Genomic DNA, 21,981 nt, shown 5'->3' with positions numbered 1-21,981 from the left:
GACGGGGGTTTTTCATGCAGGATCGACAGGATCCGGGCCTTCCCGGCGATGTGCCTGTTCGTGGGAGGAGTCATCGGCGGTATTCAGAGCGGCGTAAGAGTTCAGGTATAAGATAAGCAGAGTTACTGATTGATACTGAACCGCGGCCGCGCAGTTTTTGCCGGCGCGGATGGCAACATGAATAATCGATTGCCGGGCAATGCGCCGCAGTAACCCAGGCCATTGTCCTTATAAAAAAGGAGACCTGTGATTATGTTACGCAAAGCTATTTCATCGGTGCTGGCGGGATCCCTGCTGGCATTTACCGCGCTGGCCAGTGCGGCCTCGGCGCCGTCAGAAATCAAGATCGGAACGCTTTATGCTTCGTCGGGGCCGTATGCGGCCATATCGATGCCTGTTTACCGCGGCTTGCAGCTCTGGGTTTCTCAGGAAAACGCGCAAGGCGGGGTCATGGTCAAGCCTTACGGCAAGCGGATTCCCATCAAGCTGGTTTCGTACGACGATCAAAGCAATACCGCCACGGCGGCCACGCTCTACAATCAATTGATTACGCAAGACAAGGTCGACCTTCTGGTGTCCGACAGCGGTTCGGTGCTGACCTCGGTGGCGGTGCCGATTGCACGCGAACACAAGAAACTGTTGTTCGATCAAACCGGCACGGGCGGCACTTTCTTCACCGACGATAATCCGTACATTGCGCTGATGTCCGATCCCGTGTCGACCATATGGCCCAAGTACATTGCCGATTTCCTGACCAAGGAAGGGCCGAAGCTCGGTATCAAGCGGATTGCATTGTTATATGCGACCAACGATTTCACCGGCACGCAGGCCAACGCGGTGCGCGATTTCATCAAGAAGTCGGGAGCGCCTGTTGAACTGGTCTACGACAAGGGCGTACCCACCAACACCACGAACTATACGGTGCTGATCAACAATATCCGCCTGGCCAAACCCGATGCGGTCATTGAAATGGGCTACCCCGGCAACGATATCGCCTTCCTGCGCAATTTGCATGATTCCGGAACCCAGTTCAAATGGCTGTTCGCCATCTACCCCGGGCTGGAAACCGAGCATATGGAAAAGACGGTGGGCATCGATGGCCTGAGCTACGTCTATACCTATACGCCCTCGTCGGTCGTCGAATACCATGCGGAATCCGGCATGTCGCTGCCGCAGTTCCGCGATGCATGGAACAAGATGTATACCGACAACAAAGTCGCCTTTGGATTCAATGCCGTGGCAGGCTACACAACAGGTCTGGTCATCCAGAACGCACTGGCCGTGACCGAGAGCATGGATCAACTGGCATTGCGCAAGGCCGTGTTCAGCCTGTCGGGCAAGCTCAAGACGATCGATGGCACCTTTGCCGTGGACAAGAACGGCGCGCAGATCGGCGAAATCACTCCGCTGGGCCAACTGGTTCCTGACGGCAAGAAGGGCCTGAAATTCGCGGTGGTCTATCCCCCCGATGTGGCGACTGCCAAGGCCGTCTATCCGGCACCGTCCAATTGACGTGTTGCCGTGGCATGCATGCCTTTCCGGGCTGGTTTTCTCCGGCTGGGCATGCATGAAGCGCGCTGCCTTCGTATCGTGTTGCTTTTCATAGCGAGCCCTTTGCGACATGCTTGAATATTCGATCCTGGCCGGCCTGCTGTTCGGTCTTTACTTCAGCCTGGTCGGGCTGGGGTTGAACCTGATCTTCGGTGTGATGCGTATCGTCAACCTGGCTCATGGCGACTTCGTCATGCTGGGGGCGCTTTCGGCATTCGGCCTGTATGGCGCCTATGCCGTCAATCCTGTGATTGCCGCGGTCCTGTGCCTGGTCGCTTTCATCATCATCGGCTTTCCCCTGTATTACGCGCTGGTGCCGCGGCTGCTGCGTTCGTCCGATCCCGAAATGCTGTCCATCATCTTGTTTTTCGGGTTTTCGCAGGTCATCGAGTCGTTGACCACCATTGCGTTCGGACCCACCGAACGCTCCATTCCAGGCCGCGCCCTGGGCCGGCATCCGGTAGAGGTATTGGGGCAGACATTTCCGTCGGCCTGGGTTGTCAGCGCCATCGCCAGTGCGGTGGCCGTGCTGCTGGTGTTCCTGTATCTGTATCGCACGCGTATCGGGCGACTGACCCGTGCCGTCATGGTTCATCGCGACGAAGCGCTGGCCACTGGCATCAATGTGGGCCGGGTGTCGGCGCTGGCCTTTGGCATAGGCCTGGGGCTGGCGGCCGTGGCGGGCTGCTTCGCGCCGTTCATGCTGGGCAGTGTCACGCCGGCCAGCGGCGTGAATCTGACGATACAGTCGTTTACCGTCATTATCGTGGGCTCCCTGGGCAGCCCGCTGGGCACGGTCCTGGGAGGCCTGATCTACGGAGTGTCGCTGATGCTCATGCAAACCTATTTCAGTTCATGGGCCGGCCTGTTGCCTTACTTGTTATTGATTGCCATTTTGCTGGTGCGGCCCAGCGGCTTGCTGGGCCGGAAGGTGCGTCATGCATAAGAAACCGCTGCGGCATTCGCTGCTGGTATTGATTCCCTTGATTGCGGCGGCCGCGCTCATGCCGTACGCCTATTCGAATCAGTTGCTGCTGTTCAATTTCATTGTGTTCCTGACCCTGGCGCAGGGCGTCAATATCATCTACGGCTTCACGGGCTATCTGCCTTTCGGGTATGTCGGATTCTTCGGTGCAGGGGCTTATGGCTTTGCGCTTGCCATTATGCATCTGCATGCAACGCCGTTGCTGGCGCTGGGAGCCGGAGCGGCGGCTTCGGTATTGTTCGGGCTGGTGCTGACTCCTTTGCTGCGCTTGTCGGGGCCGTATTTTGCCATTGCCAATTTGGCGGCGGCGCTGGCGATTTCCGAAATCGTTTCCAACCCGGATCTCGAATCGATCACCAAAGGGCCTTACGGGGTCTCCTTGTCGGGCATCTTCGATCCCGCCTTCAGCTATGCCACGGCCATTGTCATCATGGCGTTTGCGGTGGCTTGTGTGCTGTACTTGCGCTATTCGCGCTTCGGACTGGCCCTGCAAGCCATTAAAGACGATCCGATCAGCGCTGCCGCTGCCGGGATAAACGTAGTGCGGGCGCGTATCGTCGCCTGGCTGCTCTCGGCGCTGATCGCCGGCCTGATCGGCGCCAATTTTGCCTGGTATGTATCGGTGTTTTATCCCGACAATGTTTTCAGCCCCGATTTCAGTATTTTCGCCATTGTTTTCGCCTTGTTCGGCGGCGTGGCCACGGTAATGGGGCCGATACTGGGTGTGGTGCTGCTTTACGGCCTGTACAACTTTATCGGGATTTCGACACCGCAGTATTTCCAACTGATTTATGGTGTGCTGATCATGGCCCTGGTGCTGTTCTTGCCCAACGGGCTGGCGTCGCTGTTGCGCCGTTGGGGGATTCATGTTGTTTAAGCCGCTCGCTGTTTCGCCGGCCTCGGTGCCCTTGCTTACGGTCAACGGCCTGGCCAAGCGGTTTGGCGGATTTCAGGCGCTCGAAGGGGTCAGCTTCAACGTCATGCCCGGAGAGGTGCTTGGTCTGGTGGGCCCGAACGGATCGGGTAAAACCACCTGCATCAATGTGATCACCGGCTTGTACCGGCCCGATGGCGGGTCGATTCAGTATCAGGGGCGTTCAATCGGCGGCCTGGCCGCGCACCGTCTGGTGCATCTGGGGATCAATCGCAGCTTCCAGATCCCCAAACCGTTCAAGTCGCTGACGGTGCGCCAGAACATCGAAGTCGCCATGACGTACGGCCGCAACGATAAAGATTTGAGCGACATGGAACCCTTGATGCAGTTTCTCGAACTCGATCGGCATGCCGGCCGCATGGCGGGCGAATTGACCAGCGCGCAGCAGAAAATGCTCGATCTTGCGCGCGCCCTGGCGACCCGGCCCAAGTTGCTGTGCGTCGACGAACTGGGCGCCGGCTTAAATCCCAGTGAGCTTGCGCATGTGGCCGAACGCCTGCGCGAGGTGGCGCGCTCGGGCGTTGCCTTGCTGGTCGTCGAACACCTCATGGACTTTGTGGACCAAGTGACCGACCGGCTTATCGTACTCAGCGCCGGCAAGGATATTTTCTCGGGAACCTTGTCGCAGGCTGTGGGCAATGCGCAAGTCGTGGAAGTCTTTTTGGGAGCGCCCGATGAGCACTGATCTGCTGCGGGCCTCCGGGCTGGACGCCGGCTACGGAAAGGTGCAAGCCTTGTGGGGTGCGGGGCTGACTGTGCATGCAAAAGAAACCGTTGTGCTGATGGGGCCCAACGGCGCGGGAAAGACTACGCTCATCAAGACGATCATGGGATTGATCCCGAGCTGGCAGGGAGAAATCGTGTTCGAGAATCGCACGATTTCTCACGATCGCACCGATAAACGGGTTCGTGCCGGCATTGCCTATATGTCGGAAACCGGCTGCTTCCCCGATTTGAGCGTTCAGGATAATCTGCATATTGGTGGTCAGTTTCTTCCCGCCGCCGAATTCAAGCAGCATATCGACGATCTTTATCAGCGGTTTCCCATCCTTCAGCAAAAGCGCCGCGCGCTGGGCGGCAGCCTGTCGGGCGGGCAGCGCAAGATCCTGGGCGTCGCCAAGGCCCTGGCCGGCAAGCCCAAGCTGCTGGTCATGGATGAGCCGTCCTCGGGCCTGTCGCCCGTATTTGTCAAAGAGGTCATTCATGTTCTGGGCCAGTTCCGCGATATGGGGTTGGCGCTGCTGATCGCCGAGCAGAATGTCAAATTCCTGGATCTGGCCGATCGTGTCTACACGCTTGAAGGCGGCCGGATAGGCTTTGAAGGAACCGTGAGCGAATTGCATGCCGACGCGGCGCTGGAACGCGCCTACTTCGGCTTGACCAGGAGCTGAGTCCAAGAGAGGTATTGCCATGATCACACTTAGCCAGGCGGCAGGCGCCACAGAGCCTGCGTTGCGTACCGAAACCATCGGCCAGGCGCTGGAGCAGGCGGCGCGCTCGTGGCCCGATCAAGAGGCGCTGGTTTCCGTGCATCAGGGTATTCGCCTGACATACGCCCAGCTTGACGAGCAGGCGGATCGGATCGCTGCCGGCCTGCTGGCCCTGGGGCTTGTACCCGGCGACCGGGTTGGAATCTGGTCGCCCAACAAGGCCGAATGGGCCCTGATCCAGTTCGCCACCGCCAAGGTGGGCATGATACTTGTCAATATCAACCCGGCTTATCGTTCATCGGAACTCGAATACACGCTCAACAAGGTGCAGATAAGCGCGCTGGTGGCCGCCGAGCGTTTTAAAAGCAGCGATTACGTGGCCATGGTGGAAGGCCTGGTGCCTGAGCTTTGCAAATCACCGGAACCGCTTCAAGCGCCGGCGGCACCGCATCTCAGGCATCTGATCAAGATCGGCGGCGAGCCGCGGCCCGGGTGGCGGCGGTTCGACGAGATCGGAAAACTGGGAACCGACGGCTTGCGCACCGAGGCGGCGCGGATAGGCCGAGCATTGTCGTGTCACGATGCCATCAATATCCAGTTCACCAGCGGAACGACCGGCCTGCCGAAGGGGGCCACGCTGTCGCATCACAACATTCTTAACAATGGGTTCTTCGTGGGCGAGTGCGTGGGCCTGAGGCAGGGCGATCGGCTCTGCATCCCCGTGCCGCTTTATCATTGCTTTGGCATGGTCATGGGCAATCTGGGTTGCCTGACGCATGGCGCCACCATGGTTTACCCATCCGATGCCTTTGATCCTCTGTCCGTACTGCAGGCGGTCGCGGCGGAGCGCTGCACAGGGCTGTACGGCGTGCCCACGATGTTTATCGCCGAGCTCTCGCATCCCGAGTTCCGGAATTTCGATCTGTCCAGCCTGCGCGGTGGCTGCATGGCCGGGTCGCCGTGTCCGGTTGATGTCATGAACCAGGTGATCGAGAGCATGCATATGCGCGATGTCACGATTGCCTATGGCATGACCGAGACCAGCCCGGTCAGTTTCCAAACCGCGGCCGACGACGATCTGCAGAGCCGGGTATCGACGATAGGCCGCGTCCAGCCGCATCTGCAGTGCAAGGTGATTGACGCCTCGGGCGCCACGGTCGATCGAGGCGTGCCGGGCGAGCTTTGCACCAAAGGCTACTCGGTGATGCTGGGGTACTGGCAGGATCCCGAAAAAACCGCCGAAGCCATCGATGCCGAAGGCTGGATGCATACGGGCGATTTGATCGTCATGGACGAACGCGGATATGGAAACGTGGTTGGCCGCCTGAAAGACATGGTGATCCGCGGCGGCGAAAACATCTATCCGCGTGAGATCGAAGAGTTTTTGTACAAGCATCCCGCGGTCAAGGATGTTTCCGTGGTGGGCGTGCCGGATTTGAAGTTCGGCGAAGAGCTGTGCGCCTGGATTACCCTTAAGCCGGGCCAGGCGGCGACGGAAGAGGAGATCCGGGAATTTTGCGTCGGCAGGATTGCCCACTACAAAGTGCCTCGATATGTGCGCTTCGTCGACGAGTTTCCTCTGACCGTGACCGGCAAAGTGCAAAAATTCGAGATTCGCAAGAAAATGATTGCCGACTTGGGCTTGGGTGGCCAAGAAACCGCTTAAACCAAGTGTATTCCCTAAGTGTTACGAGTTAAAACTTCGTGCACAATTCGGTTCATGCAGGTGAGGAGACAAAGCCCTGCATGGGCAAACCGATAAAACGGTACATAAAAAAGCAGGTCCCATAAAAAATATAAATGCACAAAAGCCGACAGCTCAGCTGTCGGCTTTTGTCATTGATGCGGCTCCAAACCCGACGGGGGCCGAAGGCCCCGCCGCGACGAACAGGCACCGATGGTTTAGTTCGTTGCCGGGCCGGGGCGCAGCAACACCTGCACGGCGCCGGCGCCGCCATCCTGTTCCCGGCATTCAGCGTAGGCCTGGACGCAATCAAGCTGGGTCAGCCAGCGCCTGATGGTCTGCTTGAGCACCGGCGTGCCGTTTTTGGAGCCATAACCTTTGCCATGTACGACGCAGACGCAACGGATATGATGCGCGAGGCACGATTGCAGAAACTGGTCCAGGCGCGTGCGCGCCTCGTCCAGGGTGGCGCCGTGCAGATCCAGCGTGGCGCCTATGGGCCATTTGCCTCGCTTCAGGCCCTTGAGCAGGTCGGCGCTGCCGGGGTTGCGCACGAAACCCGGCTCGCTTTCAATCAGGCCGGCCGGCGCAAAATGATCGGAGGTTTGCGCCAAAGGCTTTTGCGTCGGGCCGGTTGCGGCCTCGCGGCGCTGCTGCAACTGATGCGAGGGCGCGGTCGGCATGGGCGGCAGGACAGCGCGCCGCGGGTCGCGCAGTCGTTCGACCCCTTTGACGGCCCGCAAAAACAGGGTCTGGTCGTCGATATCCAGCGAAGAGGGCTGCGTTTGCATAGCCTTGCGGACCTCGCGTGCGCCCTTGGGCGTGCTGGCAGGGGCCGTGGGTCGAATTGCCGGCTTGGGTGCTGCGGCTTCCTGCCGCAGGCGCTTCAGCTCACCCAGGCCGCCTTTATGCTCCCGCATTCTCCAGCCACCGCTGCGCGTCGAGTGCGGCCATGCAGCCCGTGCCGGCACTGGTAATCGCCTGGCGGTACACGTGATCCTGCACGTCGCCCGCGGCAAAAACGCCCGGTACGGAGGTCATGGTGGCCAGGCCTTTGAGGCCGCTCTGGGTGACGATATAGCCATTTTCCATGTCGAGCTGGCCGGCGAAGATATCCGTATTGGGTCGGTGGCCGATGGCGATGAAGGCGCCGGTAACGGCGAGGTCTTCGGTGGTTCCGGACTGATTGTTGCGCACGCGGGCGCCGGTCACGCCGGACTGGTCGCCCAGCACCTCTTCAAGCTCGCAAAACAGTTTGAGCCGCATATTTCCGTTATTGACTTTTTCCATCATTTTGTCGATGAGTATGGGTTCGGCACGGAATTTGTCGCGGCGATGCACCAGGGTGACGGTGCGGCAGATATTCGATAAATAAAGCGCTTCTTCGACGGCGGTATTGCCGCCGCCTACAACAATAACATCTTGATTCTTATAGAAAAAACCATCGCAAGTGGCGCAACCGGACACGCCGCGCCCCATGAATTCCTGTTCCGAGGGCAAGCCCAGGTATTGGGCCGAGGCGCCGGTGGCGATGATGAGCGCGTCGCAGGTATAAGGGGCTCCTGTATCGCCCGTCAGCGTGAAAGGGCGCCTGGACAGGTCGACGCTGGCGATGTGATCGAATACCATCTCGGTATTGAAGCGCTCGGCATGCGCCTGGAAGCGCTGCATCAGGTCCGGGCCCTGCACGCCCTGCACATCGGCTGGCCAGTTGTCGACGTCGGTGGTTGTCATGAGCTGTCCCCCTTGTTCCAAGCCTGTTACAAGTACGGGGGCAAGGTTGGCGCGAGCCGCATATACCGCGGCGCTATAGCCGGCCGGGCCCGAGCCCAGAATGAGAACCTTGGCGTGTTTGGGAGTGGTCATCACAGAAAATCCGAAAAAAGTGAACAGGCAATTATAATGAGTCTATGGCTAGAATACCTGCAACATCTCCCCGCTCTTCGCGCAACGTGCGCAATGGTCCTTCGCTTCTGCAAACCCGGGTCTCCGGCTTGCTCCGAGAGGCGCGCTGGATTGTATTTGCCGCCCTGGCGGCGTGGCTTGGCCTGGTCCTGGCAACTTGGCATGCCACCGATCCCGCCTGGTCGCATTCCCTGCATACCGGCGCGACGCTGAACCGCGGCGGCACCTTGGGGGCGTATGTCTCCGATCTGCTGCTGTTCCTGTTTGGCTATTCGGCCTGGCTGTGGGTCGTTTTGTTGCTGCAGCGCGTCATCGTCGGGTTTTATCGCCTGACCAGCATGTTGCTGCCCAAAGCCAATATCGAAGTCCTGCCCAGGGTTCACTGGGAAATCGGTATCGGGTTTTTCCTGCTTTTCATTGGCTCCATGGGAACCGAAGCGCTGCGGCTGAAGAATTTTGGCGCGCACTTGCCCAGCGGCGCCGGCGGCGAACTTGGCAAGCTGCTGGCTCACGCCCTGTCCCTGTCGGTGGGGACCACGGGTTGCACCTTGTTGCTGCTGGTCATGATGGCGGTAGGGGCCAGCCTGTTTTTTGGCTTTTCCTGGCTGCATCTGGCCGAACGTGTGGGTTTTGCCATCGAAAGATCGGTGCGGCGTGTATTTGAATTGAAGGCGGCGCGCGAAGACCGCAAGGTCGGCGAGGCAAAAAGCGCCGAGCGCAACGAGCTGGTCGAGGCCAAGCACGAGCAACTGGTGCACGAGCAGCCCGTACGCATCGAGCCGGCCATTACCAGCATACCCAAGTCCACCCGGGTGGAAAAGGAAAAGCAGAAAACCCTGTTTGTCGCGCCTATCGAATCGGGGGCGTCGGGCGATTTGCCGGCCATCAGCTTGCTGGATCCGCCGGTCGAGCAGCCCGAGACCGTGGCGCCCGAAACCATCGAGTTCACCTCGCGTCTCATCGAGAAGAAGCTTTCCGATTTCGGTGTCAAGGTCGTGGTGGTGGCCGCCCAGGCCGGCCCGGTAATTACCCGCTACGAGATCGAGCCGGCTACCGGCGTCAAAGGCAGCCAAATCGTCAACCTGGCCAAAGATCTGGCGCGGGCGCTCAGCCTGGTCAGCATTCGTGTGGTCGAGACCATACCGGGCAAGAACCTGATGGGGCTCGAGTTGCCCAATCCGCGGCGCCAAATAGTCAGGCTCTCTGAAATCATCGGTTCGCAAACCTATCACAGCAATCCGTCCGTACTGACCATGGCCCTGGGCAAGGATATTGCCGGCAATCCGGTCGTGGCCGATCTGGCCAAAATGCCGCACTTGCTGGTGGCGGGTACCACCGGCTCGGGCAAGTCGGTCGGGATCAACGCCATGATCCTGTCTTTGCTCTACAAGGCCGACGCAACACAGACACGCCTGATCCTCATCGATCCAAAAATGCTCGAAATGAGCATTTACGAGGGGATTCCGCATTTGCTGGCACCGGTCGTCACCGATATGCGGCATGCCGCCAACGCGCTGAACTGGTGTGTGGGCGAAATGGAGAAACGCTACAAGCTCATGAGCAAGATGGGGGTGCGCAACCTGGCGGGCTACAACAGCAAGATACGCGATGCCATCAAGCGCGAAGAACCCATCCCCAATCCGTTTTCGCTCACCCCCGACGCGCCCGAGCCACTGTCCACCCTGCCAACGATAGTCGTGGTCATCGACGAGCTGGCCGACTTGATGATGGTCGTGGGCAAGAAAATCGAAGAGCTCATCGCCCGCCTGGCGCAAAAAGCCCGGGCGGCTGGAATCCATCTTATTCTGGCGACGCAGCGCCCCAGCGTCGACGTCATCACCGGCCTGATCAAGGCCAATATCCCTACGCGGATAGCCTTCCAGGTGTCGTCCAAAATCGACTCGCGCACCATACTTGACCAGATGGGCGCCGAAGCCCTGCTGGGCCAGGGCGATATGCTGTACATGCCGCCCGGTTCGGGGCTGCCCACGCGGGTGCATGGCGCATTCGTCGGCGACGACGAAGTGCATCGGGTGGTCGATTCGCTGAAAGAACAGGGCGAGCCCAATTATGTCGAGGGCCTGCTCGAAGGGGCGCTCGAAGGCGAAACCGGCGATGGCGTGGGCGGCGTTACGGGCTTTGCCGACGCCGAGTCAGACCCTCTGTACGATCAGGCGGTCGAGGTCATTCTCAAGAACCGGCGGGCGTCCATTTCGTCGGTGCAGCGTCATTTGCGCATAGGCTATAACCGGGCGGCGCGCCTGCTCGAGCAAATGGAGCAGTCCGGCCTGGTGTCCGCCATGCAGTCCAACGGTAATCGCGAGATCCTGGTTCCGGCCGGAGAAGGTTCAAATGCAGAGTAAACATTTCTTCGCCGCTTTGGTATTGGCGGCCAGTCCTGTGTTGGCCTGGTCGGCCGATGCGCCGGCCCAGTTGCGGCAGTTCGTGGCCAAAGTGGCTTCGGCCACGGGTGAGTTCACCCAAAGTACCTCGGGGGCGCAGGGGCAACAGGCCAAGCCCGCGCAGTCGGGCCGGTTTTCGTTCCAGCGTCCGGGGCATTTCAAGTGGCAGGTCACCAAGCCCTACGCGCAACTGATCGTTTCGGACGGCACTACGGTTTATCAGTACGATCCCGATCTCAGCCAGGTTACCGAGCGTACTGTCGACAAGGCCATTGGCGCCTCGCCGGCTGCCATTCTGTTTGGCTCGGGTGCCCTCGACGAAGCTTTTACCATGAGCACCTTGCCCGACAAAAACGGGCTGGAATGGTTGCGGGCCAAGCCGCGCAAGGCCGACGCCGGCTTTGCCTATGTCGATATCGGCTTTAAAGACAATCTGCCGGCTCGCCTGGAACTTATGGACTCATTCGGCCAGACTACGCGCATCGACTTGAGCCACATTGTTTCCAATCCCAAGCTGCCGTCCGGCGAGTTCCAGTTTGTTCCACCGAAAGGCACCGACGTTGTCAAGATGTAATGGCCGGGCGTCGCAGCCGGCCTGATCCCGTTTATGGCCAATACCCCGGATCTGTTCAATACGCCTGCCGTGCTCGAAGCCAATGCGCCTCTGGCGGAACGCTTGCGCCCCAGGACATTGGACGACGTGGTGGGCCAGGCCCATCTGCTTGGACCGGGCAAGCCTTTGCGCGTGGCCTTTCAGTCAGGACGGCCTCACTCCATGATTTTCTGGGGGCCGCCAGGGGTAGGGAAAACCACGTTGGCGCGGCTCATGGCGGCCGGGTTCGAGGCGCAGTTCCTGGCGATTTCCGCGGTGCTGGGCGGCGTCAAGGACATACGCGAGGCGGTGGTGGCCGCGCAAGTGGCGCAAGGCCAGGGTCGGCGCACCATATTGTTCGTCGATGAGGTGCATCGCTTCAACAAGGCGCAACAAGATGCTTTCCTGCCTTACGTCGAAAGCGGCCTGTTCACTTTTATTGGCGCGACGACCGAGAACCCGTCCTTTGAAATGAATTCGGCCTTGCTGTCGCGGGCGCGGGTGTATGTGCTGGAATCCTTGAGCCCGGGCGAGCTCCTGACGCTGCTCGAGCGCGCCATGGCGGTGCTCAACGCAGGCCAGCCCGGAACCGATGCCGGATCAGCTGAATTGCTCTTCGACCCAGACGCGCAGGCCCAATTGGCCGGCTGGGCCGATGGCGATGCGCGCCGCCTCATCAATGCCGTTGAGGTCGTGGCGGAATCGGCTCGCAACGCCGGGCGGCAGTTGATTGACTCGGAATGGCTGGAAACATCCCTGTCGCAGAATCTGCGCCGTTTCGACAAGGGCGGCGATGCGTTTTACGATCAGATCAGCGCTTTGCATAAATCCGTGCGCGGCTCCGATCCGGATGCGGCGCTTTATTGGTTTACCCGCATGCTCGACGGTGGAGCCGATCCGCGCTATCTGTCGCGGCGCATTGTCCGGATGGCTGTCGAAGATATAGGCCTGGCCGATCCGCGGGCGACCGAAATTGCCTTGAATGGCGCCGATATCTACGAACGGCTGGGCTCTCCCGAGGGCGAGCTGGCTTTGGCGCAGGCCGTGGTGTACCTGGCCTGTGCGGCAAAATCCAATGCCCTGTACAACGCGTACAAGGCCGCACGCAGCTACGCCCAGGAGCAGGGCAGCGCGCCGGTTCCCATGCACTTGCGCAATGCGCCCACAAAGCTCATGAAGCAGTTGGGCCACGGCCAGGCCTACCGTTATGCGCACGACGAACCGCACGGTTACGCGGCAGGCGAACAGTATTTTCCGGATGGCCTGAAAGCGACGTTCTATCGCCCGACCGATCGTGGATTGGAAGGTAAAATTGCCGAAAAACTCGCGTTTCTCAAAGCGCTGGACGATGCGGCGGATAAAAAAGCGTAGGAGCGTCCCTGGCGGGCACCCGGAATCGCCGCTTGCACACCCGAATCGTCTATTGCCCGGGGCGTTCAATATAATGATGCCCTCGCTCCCATTTACCTCGACACACTTTTATAGTTTGAATCAATTATGTTAGACCCCAATCAGTTGCGCAAAGACATGGCCACGGTAGTCGATCGGCTGGCGTTGCGCGGCATGCAGTTCGACACCGAGCGTTTCAACCGGCTCGAGGCCCGCCGCAAGGCGGTCCAGATCGAAACCGAAACCTTGCAGGCGCGGCGCAATGCGGTGTCCAAACTGATCGGCCAGTTGAAATCCAAAGGTGAAGATGCCAGCCGGGAAATGGCCGAATCGCAGGCCATACCGGCGCGCCTCAAAGAATTGGAATTCGACCTGGCCAATGTGCAGCACGAGTTGAATGAATGGCTCATGACCCTGCCGAACCTGCCGCATGCCAGTGTTCCGGCGGGTGCCTCCAGCGACGATAACGTCGAAGTGCGCCGCTGGCTTCCTCCGGGCAGCCGCGCCGATGCACAAGGCAATCCCCAACCTTTGGCATTCGAGCCCAAAGATCATGTCAGCCTGGGCGAACCCATAGGCCTGGATTTCGATACCGCGCGCAAACTGTCGGGAGCCCGGTTCATGATGCTGCGCGGCCAGATCGCGCGCCTGCATCGCGCCCTGGCGCAGTTCATGCTCGATCTGCAGACCACCGAGCACGGCTATACCGAGTGCTACACGCCTTATATCGTCAATAGCTCGACCCTGTTCGGCACCGGCCAACTGCCCAAATTCAAGGACGATATGTTCTGGGTCACCAAGGGTGGGCAGGACGAGGAACCGAATCGCGACGAGCAGGGCAATGTGGTGGCGGGCGAAGATCTGTACCTCATATCCACATCCGAGATCACTCTGACCGGCTCCGTGCGCGACACGATCGTGCCTTTGCAGGATTTGCCGATCAGGCTTACCGCGCATACGCCATGCTTTCGCTCCGAGGCGGGCAGCGGTGGCCGCGATATGCGCGGCATGATACGCCAGCATCAGTTCGACAAGGTCGAGATGGTGCAGATCGTGCATCCCGACAGTTCCTACGATACGCTCGAGCACATGGTTGGACACGCGGAGGCGGTCCTGCAAAAGCTTGGAGTCCCGTACCGGGTCGTCTTGCTGTGCGGCGGCGATATGGGATTCGGCTCGACCAAGACCTACGATCTCGAGGTTTGGCTGCCGGCGCAAAATACCTGGCGCGAAATTTCCTCGGTATCCAACTGCGAAGCTTTCCAGGCGCGGCGCATGCAGGCTCGCTACCGTCCTGAAAAAGGCAAGCCCGAATACCTGCACACACTGAACGGTTCTGGCCTGGCTGTCGGGCGCGCCTTGGTGGCTGTGCTTGAAAACTACCAGCAGGAAGACGGCAGCGTTGTCATCCCCGATGTGTTGCGGCCTTATATGGGAGGGCTGGTTCGCCTGCAGGCTGCCTGAAAGGGGGGTGAACAGACGATGAAAGGGCACCCGCAAAGGGTGCCCTTATTAAGGGTTTCCACAAGAAACCCTTGCGGTGTCCGGATCGGTTAATCCCGATCGCCGTGCCCGCGATGGTGTTTCCAGTGGCCACGCCCACGACCGCGATCGCCATGCCAGCCGCGATCGCCGCGCCAGCCTCGATATTCAATAAAGCCGTCGCGATAGTAGCGCGGGCCATACACGGGTACCGGTGCGTACCGGGGCACGACCACCACCGGCGGCGGAGCCACATAGGCGACTGGCGGATAATAGGGTTCGCCATACACGATTCCGGGAATACCGATGGAAATCCCGACATCGACGCGAGCCATGGCGGCGCTTGAGCCGAGCAACGCTACTGCTGCAATACCCGCCAATAAGAGTCGTTTCATAAAAGCCCCGCTTGTTTAACTTGATGTAGTCATTGTCGGTGAATTTTCCCATGCAAACGTAAGTTGCCCTCTCCAAAGCGCATCAAAAAGCAACTTTTAGAGCTTTTAGGCCAAGATTTTTACATTTGTTTGCATCTGTTGTTTTTGTGGCGCGAAAATGGGCGAATCGGCCTCGGCGACTTGGCCGGCCAAGTGTCGCACGCCTTGTCACAATCCCGTGAGATAATCGCTCGAAATTCACCTTACCGCTACGTCAAGGCCTAGTATGGATCTTCTCCAAATCCTGATTCTCGCTATTGTGCAAGGGGCGGCGGAGCTTCTGCCGATTTCCAGTTCCGCCCATGTGATCGTGGCCGAAAAACTGATGGGGCTGGACCCCACCGCGCCGGACATGACGCTTCTGCTGGTCATGTTGCACACCGGCACCATGTTTGCGGTCATTGTTTATTTCTGGAAATCGTGGTGCGCAAGCTATTTCAGCTCGGCGCAGGCGTTTCGTTCCAACGCGGCCTATGTGGTGATTGCAACGGCCATTACAGGCGTGGTGGGCCTGGCGTTGATGGAAATAATCAAGCATGTCGTGGCCGGCAATGCGCCCGGTTTCGAAATCGAACATCTGTTTGGCAACTCCAGGCTGATGGCCGTCGCGCTGGCTGCGGCCGGCGTGCTGATCATTGTGTCGTCGCGCCTGCGCCAGGGCGACAAGGATTTATCGGTGCGCAGCGCATTGTGGATCGGTGCCGTGCAGGGCCTGTGCCTGCCGTTCAGAGGGTTTTCACGTTCGGGCGCGACCATTTCGACAGGGCTTGCCCAGGGGATATCCCGGCGCCGGGCGGAAGAGTTCAGCTTTGCGCTGGCCGTGGTTCTGACTCCGCCTGTCATCGCCAGGGAGGTTCTCAGGCTCTACAAAGCCCAGGCCGCCGCTGTGCCGGCGCATTCGGGAGAGCTGTTTCACTTGTTCGGCCCGAGCCTGGTCGGTATGGTATTGAGCTTTCTGGCCGGGCTGGCGGCATTGCGTTGGCTCTCGCGCTGGCTGGAACAGGGACGCTGGCATATCTTCGGCGTGTATTGCATAGTGGCCTCGCTGGTTGTGCTTTGGGTGGGCTGACCCGCGCCGATACCCATGCCGGAGCCATTTCATGCGTTTGAATATTCTTGGCCCATCATTTAACGCCTCTGCGTGGCGGCTTTTGCCCAATCGCTGGGATTTCATTGCTTTTCCGCTGATTATCTGCCTGATTGCCATGGCGGCGGTCGGTTATCACCAGACCATGGCGCCGATCTCGGTGCTTAAAACCCAGGCGATTTCGCTGTCGCCTTCGATGCTGCCCGAGTACGCGCTGCGCACCACCTTGCGCATGCTCGCGGCGATGGTCGCCTCGCTGGTGTTTACGCTAATCTACGGCACGCTGGCCGCCAAGAGCCGGCGCGCCGAGAAAGTCCTGGTGCCGATTCTGGATATTCTGCAGTCGGTGCCGGTGCTTGGCTATATTTCCTTCACGGTGACCTTTTTTATTGCCTTGTTTCCGGACCGGGTGGCGGGGGCGGAATGCGCCGCAATCTTCGCGATTTTCACCAGCCAGGCATGGAACATGACTTTCAGCTTCTATCAGTCGCTGCGCACCGTGCCGCGCGATTTGCAGGAAGTGTCGCGCAGTTTCCATCTGACCGGCTGGCAGCGCTTCTGGAAGCTCGAGGTGCCGTTTTCCCTGCCGGGCCTGATCTGGAACATGATGATGTCCATGTCGGGCGGCTGGTTTTTCGTGGTTGCGTCGGAAGCGATCACCGTGGGCAGCCGCACCATCACGCTGCCGGGTATCGGCTCTTATCTGGCGGCAGCCATCGATCAGCGTAATCTGGGCGCAGTCGGCTATGTGATCCTGGTCATGTCGCTGGTCATCCTCGCTTACGACCAGTTGCTGTTTCGTCCGCTGGTGGCATGGGCCGACAAGTTTCGCATGGAAAACACCATGTCGGCGAATGCGCCCAAGTCGTGGCTGCTCGACCTGATCCGGCGCACCCGCCTGATTACCCAGTTGCTCAGGCCTATGGCTTGGGTGCTGGCCACGCTGGCGCGCATTCCCGTGCGCGTGTTCTCGCACCCGGCCGATGGCAAGGCCGGTGTCATGCGGACAGAGCGCAAGCCGTCGAAAACAATAGACGCAGTCTGGACGATTCTGGTCCTGCTGATAACGGTATATGTTGTGTTCCGTGTCATCGCCTATGTGCGAACCGGCGTGGGGCTGGCGGAAGTAGGGCATGTTTTCGTGCTGGGCCTGGTGACGCTGCTGCGCGTGCTGGCGCTGATTGCCGTGGCTTCGGTGGTCTGGGTGCCTTTGGGGGTAATGATAGGCTTGCGGCCGGCACTGGCCGCAAAGGTCCAGCCTATTGCGCAGTTCCTGGCGGCCTTTCCCGCCAATCTGCTGTTCCCGGTGTTTGTCGTGCTGATTGTCAGGTTCCACCTGAATCCCGATATCTGGCTCTCGCCCCTGATCGTGCTTGGCACGCAGTGGTACATCCTGTTCAATGTCATTGCCGGCGCCACCGCCTTCCCGAACGATTTCAAAGAGGCCGCCGCCAATTTCCGGATTCGCGGCTGGCAATGGTGGAAGAAAATCATTCTGCCGGGGATCTTTCCGTACTATATTACAGGCGCCATTACCGCTTCGGGTGGAGCCTGGAATGCCAGTATCGTTTCGGAGTTCGTATCCTGGGGCAACGACAAGGTCGTCGCGCACGGCTTGGGTGCGTATATCGCTCAAACCACGGCCGCCGGGGATTTTCCAAAAATCATTCTCGGCATTGCCGTCATGTCGCTGTTCGTGACCTTGTTCAACCGCCTGTTGTGGCGGCCTCTGTATGCTTACGCGGATTCGCGGCTGCGCATGGATTAGGCCGCCAGATGCCCGGCAGCTTGTTTTTCTTTGGCAATTACTGAAACATCTCATGCAAAATCCAGAAGCCCTTGCGAACGAAATATTGCGTGTCGAGCATGTGCGGCGCGGCTTTAACAAGTCGCAAGATGAGCTGCTGGTGCTCGACGATGTGAACCTGACCCTCAAGAGCGGCGAGATCGTTGGGCTGCTGGGCCGTTCGGGTTCCGGAAAATCGACCTTGTTGCGCATTATCGCGGGTCTGATCAAGCCCAGTGGCGGCGCCGTCACTTACAGGGGAGAGCCGCTGAACGGCCCGGCCGAAGGCGTGGCGATGGTATTCCAGACCTTTGCGCTGTTTCCGTGGCTGACTGTGCTGCAAAACGTCGAGGCCGGTCTGGAGGCGCTTGGCGTCAATCCGCGCGAGCGCCGCGAGCGCTCGCTCGCCGCCATTGACCTGATCGGGCTGGACGGGTTCGAAAACGCCTATCCACGCGAGTTGTCGGGCGGAATGCGCCAGCGTGTCGGTTTTGCCCGTGCGCTGGTGGTCGACCCAACCCTGTTGCTGATGGATGAGCCCTTTTCGGCGCTCGACGTGCTGACCGCCGAAACCCTGCGCACCGATTTGCTCGATCTTTGGAACGAAAAGCAGTTAAAGATCAAATCGGTGCTGATCGTTACCCACAACATCGAAGAGGCGGTGTTCATGTGCGACCGGATCCTGGTCCTGTCGTCCAATCCCGGCCGCGTGATTGCCGAAATACAGGTACCGTTCGTGCATCCGCGCAATCGGCTCGATCCGGCATTTCGCCGTCTGGTCGACGATATCTACGCTCGCATGACGGCGCGGGTAAGCGCCGAAGGAACCCGCAAAGAACTGGAGCTGGGCACGTGGTTGCCGCAGGTTTCAACCAATCTGATGGCCGGCCTGATCGAAACCCTGGCGATGGCGCCCTATAACGGCAAGGCCGATTTGCCGGAGATTGCACGCACTTTGCATCTGGAGGTCGACGACCTTTTCCCGGTTGCCGAAATGCTGCAGCACTTGGGTTTTGCGGATGTGCAGGAAGGCGATATCTTGCTGACCCAGGCAGGCAAGGTCTTTGCCGATTACGGCACCCAGGAACGCAAGCTGATGTTCGCCGATCATCTGGTGCGCTCGGTGCCGATGGCGGCGCGCATCCGCCATGTGCTCAACGAGCGGCCCGGGCATCGCGCGCCCCGCGTGCGTTTCGAACAGGAACTCGAAGATTTCCTCTCCGACAGCGCGGCGCAAGAGACTCTGGATGCGGTCATCAACTGGGGGCGGTATGCCGAAATTTTTTCTTATGACGACCAGGCCGAAACCTTCAGTCTGGAAGATATCGGGTCCTGATACCCGGGGTGGTGCACTGCAACCGACTGATACATGTGTGCCAGCGCTATAAGTTAATGACCGTATTGCGCAAAAAAAGCGGCCTCGCCGGACCGAGTTTCCGGCAGTATATACACAACGCCGTTGGTTTTGCGAAACGTGGGGCTGACTATGTTTTCATAGAACGTGACGGGAACGTTTATACAGCCATACGAAATACGTTTATCCAACACCGTCGGGCTTGCCAGGCGTTGTGCGCGGTGTTCCTTGACATTGCTTGTTACCACACGATGTATGGCGATTCCGGCATCGTAATCGACCCAGAGAACTTCCTGTCCACTGAGAATGTGCCCCAGCCCCGCCACAAAGCGGCCTGACGGCGTAATGCGCTCATCGGGGCGAATGGTAGACAATTTTTGATTGCCAATTCCGGGGACGATATCGTCGCCGCGCGCGAGTCCAAGCAGCGCCGGCGCCGAGCCGCGCAGTTGGCCCTGGGCATTAAACACCAGTACTCTGGCGTTTTTTTTGTCGACAATCACAAACGGCATTTTGCCGTTGTCGCCCGAGTCGATGACCCAGTTTGCCAGATGTTTGGCTTCTGGGGACTCGCTCTCGGTCTGGTTCTGAACGCCCGCTGCGAATGCTTGCGGCAAGCTCAGGCACATGGCCAGGAGTCCAAAGCAAACTCCTTTGGCCACTGTTGCCGTCATTGTGCGTCTCAATTAAGGTACCGCCTGCGTTTAGGGTAGAGAGGCACATAGATGCTCGGATGCTCTGGAGTCTGCACCAGAGTGAGTAGCTGGGGAGGCGTTTCGGTCAGCGTGACAGTGGGCAACACCGATGGCCTGAACGGCAGCGTTGAAAGTGGCGCAATGACCGGGATCACACCCAGCATCTCCCCAGGCGAGACAGGTTGACCACTGGGCAGGACAACGACACCGCCCGGTAGAACAACAATACCGCTGGGCAGAACGGTACTACCATTGGGCAGAACGGTACTGCCGGGTGGAACTGTGCCGGCTGTGATGTTGGCAGTTGTTCTCCCCAATTGGGGTGAACAACAAGAAATTGCCAGAGCGAAATTGCCTGCATTCACACCGCCAAGGCTATAGCCGTTAAACGTGATTGTCTTATCCGTTCCTACGGACGCGGTATCGAATGTGGCCGTGCTGCCTGGGCCCTGAATCAGGGTCACGCCGGCGGGATTCCCCTTCAATGATGAAAAGGTCGCTGTGGTCGTTCCGTCGTAGGCGCGATCGGCACCATCTGGGAATACCAACATTTTTTGAGTCAATGTGGCGCCGTTGGTTAACGTGAAGTGGGTGGAATAGTCCGTCGGCGATGTGTATGACACCGGATTGTAATAAATAGTGACCGGTGCGTTCGGTCCTGTCACTGCGACGGGAGGAGTGCCGGAAGCGAAGGTGACCGTGCCGCCCGCCGACCCCGGTCCTGTGCCGCCGTAACCGCTGTTTAGCACCAGACCAAGAGGCAGTCCCAGACTTTGACTGGGGATGCTGCTGCCTCTGGTCAATGTGATGGCCCCACTCACGTTTACGTCCTGCGCCGCGCAAATCATGATGTTGCCATCGGTCGTTGTCATGGCCGCGTCGATGTTTGCATTGCGCCCAGCGCTTAACAGGACGCTTCCATTGGTCGTCGTAATCGCTGCTTTCACATTGACATCGCGTCCGCAGCAGACCACGAAATTACCGTTGACGGCAGTGACCGCGCGGTTCACGTTCACATCACGCGCGGCATTCAATGTCAAGGTCGTTGGGCTGGAGGATGCGGTCCAGCTGACTGCGTCATTGACGAAGATATCTCCATTTCCAGCTGTTGCTGCATACAGACTGGTCACCGGGGGGGTTCCGGCTACCGCAGCAGTCGATCCCGTGTTCGTACTGATGATGACGCTGTTAGTGACCAGCAGGTTGGAAAGCGTCGCGCCTGAAATATCGCCGCCCGTCGCAGCAATATTGAAGTCCTGCGGGTCGATCAGCCAGGTGCCTGTCAGTCCGGAGGGTGCGGCAGTAGTGATATTCGCGTTGCCCGCAATCTTTACATGAGCTGCGGATGTTTCAATAAAACCGCCATTGCCGCCATTGGGCGCGCTGGCATCCAGCGTGCCCCCCACGTTGGTGACACCGTTTTGCATATCCCCAAGCAGCGTGATCGTGCCACTGTGGTTCTGAATAGTCTGCGCCTCGATCACGCCGCTGTTGTTGACCGCCGTTGTGAACAAGCCCTCGGCTGTCTGGGTAGTCATGAGCACCCGCCCGCCGTCAGCCTTGATGAGGCCGCCGTTTTGAACCAGCGCATTGATTGCGCCCTGGTCGACGTTCACGTTAAGCAGTTTGTCACCACTGATGTCCAGTGTGACAGCCGTGCCGGCGGCAAGCGCAATTGTTCCCAGCCGGGCTGAAATAACGCCATTGTTGCTGACATTACGGCCCAACAGCGCGACATAGCCTGCGTCTGCGTTAATCGACCCGTCATTGTTCAGAGCGCCATTGCCGGCTCCAGTAAATTTGTAGGAGCCCTTCATGAAATCGCTATCGGAGATGTTTAGGGTGGAGGCAACCAACCCGCCGACATTGATAGATGCTCCCGAGCCAAACAGAATGCCATTGGGATTGACCAGAAATACTTTGCCGTTGGCGGTGATGCTCCCGAGAATACTGGAAGGGTCCGGGCCTACTACGCGGTTAAGCGTCACCGAGCCGCTGCCGGGCTGCACGAACTGCACGGCCTGCGCCGGCCCAACATTGAAGCCTTGCCAGTTGATCACCGCATTCGGTGTCGATTGCGTAATGGTTGTGCTGGTCGGGCTGCTGCTGATGCTGGCGTTGCCCGCCGTTACGACGCCCCCCGTCGGGAGTGCGTGGACAGTGACACAGAATGACATCAGCAGTGAAATTGTCAGCGCTTTTCGCGTAGTTGCGCGATACCAGGTTCTCTGGTTCACGGCCGGTCGATGGATACAGTTCATTTTGCTACTC

At 59.3% G+C, this 21,981-nt stretch carries 18 protein-coding genes; 13 read left to right on the top strand and 5 right to left on the bottom strand.

What is annotated here, in order from left to right:
- The first annotated feature begins 252 nt into the window (after nt 1-252).
- The 6 genes from LSG25_RS09995 (at nt 253) to LSG25_RS09970 (ending at nt 6,566) form a co-directional block, all read left to right on the top strand.
- Complete coding sequence (locus tag LSG25_RS09995; protein ID WP_232744492.1) at nt 253-1,512, top strand: amino acid ABC transporter substrate-binding protein; 1,260 nt, start codon at nt 253-255, stop codon at nt 1,510-1,512.
- A gap of 109 nt (nt 1,513-1,621) precedes the next feature.
- Nucleotides 1,622-2,497, top strand: coding sequence for a branched-chain amino acid ABC transporter permease (locus LSG25_RS09990; RefSeq protein ID WP_232744491.1), 876 nt, complete (start codon nt 1,622-1,624; stop codon nt 2,495-2,497).
- The gene (locus LSG25_RS09985) at nt 2,490-3,413 is read left to right on the top strand and encodes a branched-chain amino acid ABC transporter permease (protein ID WP_232744490.1); all 924 of its coding nucleotides are present in this window, start codon (nt 2,490-2,492) and stop codon (nt 3,411-3,413) included. Before LSG25_RS09990 ends, LSG25_RS09985 begins: the two co-directional genes overlap by 8 nt.
- Complete coding sequence (locus LSG25_RS09980; protein WP_232744489.1) at nt 3,403-4,155, top strand: ABC transporter ATP-binding protein; 753 nt, start codon at nt 3,403-3,405, stop codon at nt 4,153-4,155. The genes LSG25_RS09985 and LSG25_RS09980 overlap by 11 nt, the downstream gene beginning before the upstream one ends.
- Nucleotides 4,145-4,861 carry an ABC transporter ATP-binding protein gene (locus LSG25_RS09975; protein WP_232744488.1) on the top strand — a complete coding sequence of 239 codons (717 nt, stop codon included), beginning with the start codon at nt 4,145-4,147 and terminating at the stop codon, nt 4,859-4,861. The genes LSG25_RS09980 and LSG25_RS09975 overlap by 11 nt, the downstream gene beginning before the upstream one ends.
- A gap of 19 nt (nt 4,862-4,880) precedes the next feature.
- Nucleotides 4,881-6,566: an AMP-binding protein gene (locus tag LSG25_RS09970; RefSeq protein WP_232744487.1), complete on the top strand. Its 1,686-nt coding sequence runs from the start codon at nt 4,881-4,883 to the stop codon at nt 6,564-6,566.
- 236 nt (nt 6,567-6,802) lie between these two features.
- Here the strand turns inward: LSG25_RS09970 and LSG25_RS09965 are convergent, their stop codons facing one another.
- Complete coding sequence (locus tag LSG25_RS09965; protein WP_232744486.1) at nt 6,803-7,504, bottom strand: Smr/MutS family protein; 702 nt, start codon at nt 7,502-7,504, stop codon at nt 6,803-6,805.
- Nucleotides 7,491-8,450: a thioredoxin-disulfide reductase gene (gene trxB / locus LSG25_RS09960; RefSeq protein WP_232744485.1), complete on the bottom strand. Its 960-nt coding sequence runs from the start codon at nt 8,448-8,450 to the stop codon at nt 7,491-7,493. Before trxB ends, LSG25_RS09965 begins: the two co-directional genes overlap by 14 nt.
- A 44-nt stretch (nt 8,451-8,494) precedes the next feature.
- Here trxB and LSG25_RS09955 point away from each other — a divergent pair, with 44 nt between their 5' ends.
- The 4 genes from LSG25_RS09955 to serS all read left to right on the top strand — a co-directional run bounded on the left by LSG25_RS09955 (nt 8,495) and on the right by serS (nt 14,336).
- On the top strand, nt 8,495-10,852 hold the full coding sequence (locus tag LSG25_RS09955) for a DNA translocase FtsK (protein ID WP_232744484.1): 2,358 nt from the start codon (nt 8,495-8,497) through the stop codon (nt 10,850-10,852).
- Nucleotides 10,842-11,465 (top strand): outer membrane lipoprotein chaperone LolA, encoded by a 624-nt coding sequence (gene lolA, locus LSG25_RS09950; RefSeq protein WP_232744483.1) that lies wholly within the window; start codon nt 10,842-10,844, stop codon nt 11,463-11,465. Before LSG25_RS09955 ends, lolA begins: the two co-directional genes overlap by 11 nt.
- A gap of 33 nt (nt 11,466-11,498) precedes the next feature.
- Nucleotides 11,499-12,854: a replication-associated recombination protein A gene (locus tag LSG25_RS09945; protein WP_232744482.1), complete on the top strand. Its 1,356-nt coding sequence runs from the start codon at nt 11,499-11,501 to the stop codon at nt 12,852-12,854.
- 126 nt (nt 12,855-12,980) lie between these two features.
- On the top strand, nt 12,981-14,336 hold the full coding sequence (gene serS / locus LSG25_RS09940; protein ID WP_232744481.1) for a serine--tRNA ligase: 1,356 nt from the start codon (nt 12,981-12,983) through the stop codon (nt 14,334-14,336).
- An 89-nt stretch (nt 14,337-14,425) separates the two neighbouring features.
- Here the strand turns inward: serS and LSG25_RS09935 are convergent, their stop codons facing one another.
- Entirely contained in the window at nt 14,426-14,749 is a 324-nt protein-coding gene (locus tag LSG25_RS09935; RefSeq protein WP_232744480.1) for a virulence factor, read from the bottom strand.
- A 265-nt stretch (nt 14,750-15,014) separates the two neighbouring features.
- Here LSG25_RS09935 and LSG25_RS09930 point away from each other — a divergent pair, with 265 nt between their 5' ends.
- Genes LSG25_RS09930 through LSG25_RS09920 form a run of 3 tightly spaced genes read left to right on the top strand, consistent with a single transcriptional unit; the run spans nt 15,015 to nt 18,997 of the window.
- A complete protein-coding gene (locus tag LSG25_RS09930; protein WP_232744479.1) occupies nt 15,015-15,857 on the top strand; it encodes an undecaprenyl-diphosphate phosphatase in 843 nt (280 codons plus the stop codon).
- Nucleotides 15,858-15,888: 31 nt separating this feature from the next.
- The gene (locus LSG25_RS09925; RefSeq protein ID WP_232744478.1) at nt 15,889-17,643 is read left to right on the top strand and encodes an ABC transporter permease subunit; all 1,755 of its coding nucleotides are present in this window, start codon (nt 15,889-15,891) and stop codon (nt 17,641-17,643) included.
- 52 nt (nt 17,644-17,695) lie between these two features.
- Nucleotides 17,696-18,997, top strand: a complete 1,302-nt coding sequence (locus tag LSG25_RS09920; protein ID WP_232744477.1) for an AAA-associated domain-containing protein — start codon at nt 17,696-17,698, stop codon at nt 18,995-18,997.
- A 53-nt stretch (nt 18,998-19,050) separates the two neighbouring features.
- On the opposite strand, the gene LSG25_RS09915 is transcribed toward LSG25_RS09920, so the two are convergent.
- Both LSG25_RS09915 and LSG25_RS09910 read right to left on the bottom strand, forming a co-directional pair.
- Nucleotides 19,051-19,689 carry a hypothetical protein gene (locus tag LSG25_RS09915; RefSeq protein ID WP_232744476.1) on the bottom strand — a complete coding sequence of 213 codons (639 nt, stop codon included), beginning with the start codon at nt 19,687-19,689 and terminating at the stop codon, nt 19,051-19,053.
- Between the two features lie 8 nt (nt 19,690-19,697).
- Nucleotides 19,698-21,971 (bottom strand): filamentous hemagglutinin N-terminal domain-containing protein, encoded by a 2,274-nt coding sequence (locus tag LSG25_RS09910; protein ID WP_232744475.1) that lies wholly within the window; start codon nt 21,969-21,971, stop codon nt 19,698-19,700.
- Nucleotides 21,972-21,981: the final 10 nt, after the last annotated feature.

The sequence above is a fragment of the Paralcaligenes sp. KSB-10 genome, from assembly GCF_021266465.1.
GTDB lineage: Bacteria > Pseudomonadota > Gammaproteobacteria > Burkholderiales > Burkholderiaceae_B.
The sequence above is the reverse complement of the archived record's forward strand: the minus strand, read 5'-3'. Positions and strand labels throughout refer to the sequence as shown.

Excerpts from the sequence above, each read along its gene's own strand:
- LSG25_RS09995 (WP_232744492.1), top strand. The coding sequence starts at position 253 with ATGTTACGCAAAGCTATTTCATCGGTGCTGGCGGGATCCCTGCTGGCA.
- LSG25_RS09990 (WP_232744491.1), top strand. The coding sequence starts at position 1,622 with ATGCTTGAATATTCGATCCTGGCCGGCCTGCTGTTCGGTCTTTACTTC.
- LSG25_RS09985 (WP_232744490.1), top strand. The coding sequence starts at position 2,490 with ATGCATAAGAAACCGCTGCGGCATTCGCTGCTGGTATTGATTCCCTTG.
- LSG25_RS09980 (WP_232744489.1), top strand. The coding sequence starts at position 3,403 with ATGTTGTTTAAGCCGCTCGCTGTTTCGCCGGCCTCGGTGCCCTTGCTT.
- LSG25_RS09975 (WP_232744488.1), top strand. The coding sequence starts at position 4,145 with ATGAGCACTGATCTGCTGCGGGCCTCCGGGCTGGACGCCGGCTACGGA.
- LSG25_RS09970 (WP_232744487.1), top strand. The coding sequence starts at position 4,881 with ATGATCACACTTAGCCAGGCGGCAGGCGCCACAGAGCCTGCGTTGCGT.
- LSG25_RS09965 (WP_232744486.1), bottom strand. The coding sequence starts at position 7,504 with ATGCGGGAGCATAAAGGCGGCCTGGGTGAGCTGAAGCGCCTGCGGCAG.
- trxB (WP_232744485.1), bottom strand. The coding sequence starts at position 8,450 with ATGACCACTCCCAAACACGCCAAGGTTCTCATTCTGGGCTCGGGCCCG.
- LSG25_RS09955 (WP_232744484.1), top strand. The coding sequence starts at position 8,495 with ATGGCTAGAATACCTGCAACATCTCCCCGCTCTTCGCGCAACGTGCGC.
- lolA (WP_232744483.1), top strand. The coding sequence starts at position 10,842 with ATGCAGAGTAAACATTTCTTCGCCGCTTTGGTATTGGCGGCCAGTCCT.
- LSG25_RS09945 (WP_232744482.1), top strand. The coding sequence starts at position 11,499 with ATGGCCAATACCCCGGATCTGTTCAATACGCCTGCCGTGCTCGAAGCC.
- serS (WP_232744481.1), top strand. The coding sequence starts at position 12,981 with ATGTTAGACCCCAATCAGTTGCGCAAAGACATGGCCACGGTAGTCGAT.
- LSG25_RS09935 (WP_232744480.1), bottom strand. The coding sequence starts at position 14,749 with ATGAAACGACTCTTATTGGCGGGTATTGCAGCAGTAGCGTTGCTCGGC.
- LSG25_RS09930 (WP_232744479.1), top strand. The coding sequence starts at position 15,015 with ATGGATCTTCTCCAAATCCTGATTCTCGCTATTGTGCAAGGGGCGGCG.
- LSG25_RS09925 (WP_232744478.1), top strand. The coding sequence starts at position 15,889 with ATGCGTTTGAATATTCTTGGCCCATCATTTAACGCCTCTGCGTGGCGG.
- LSG25_RS09920 (WP_232744477.1), top strand. The coding sequence starts at position 17,696 with ATGCAAAATCCAGAAGCCCTTGCGAACGAAATATTGCGTGTCGAGCAT.
- LSG25_RS09915 (WP_232744476.1), bottom strand. The coding sequence starts at position 19,689 with ATGACGGCAACAGTGGCCAAAGGAGTTTGCTTTGGACTCCTGGCCATG.
- LSG25_RS09910 (WP_232744475.1), bottom strand. The coding sequence starts at position 21,971 with ATGAACTGTATCCATCGACCGGCCGTGAACCAGAGAACCTGGTATCGC.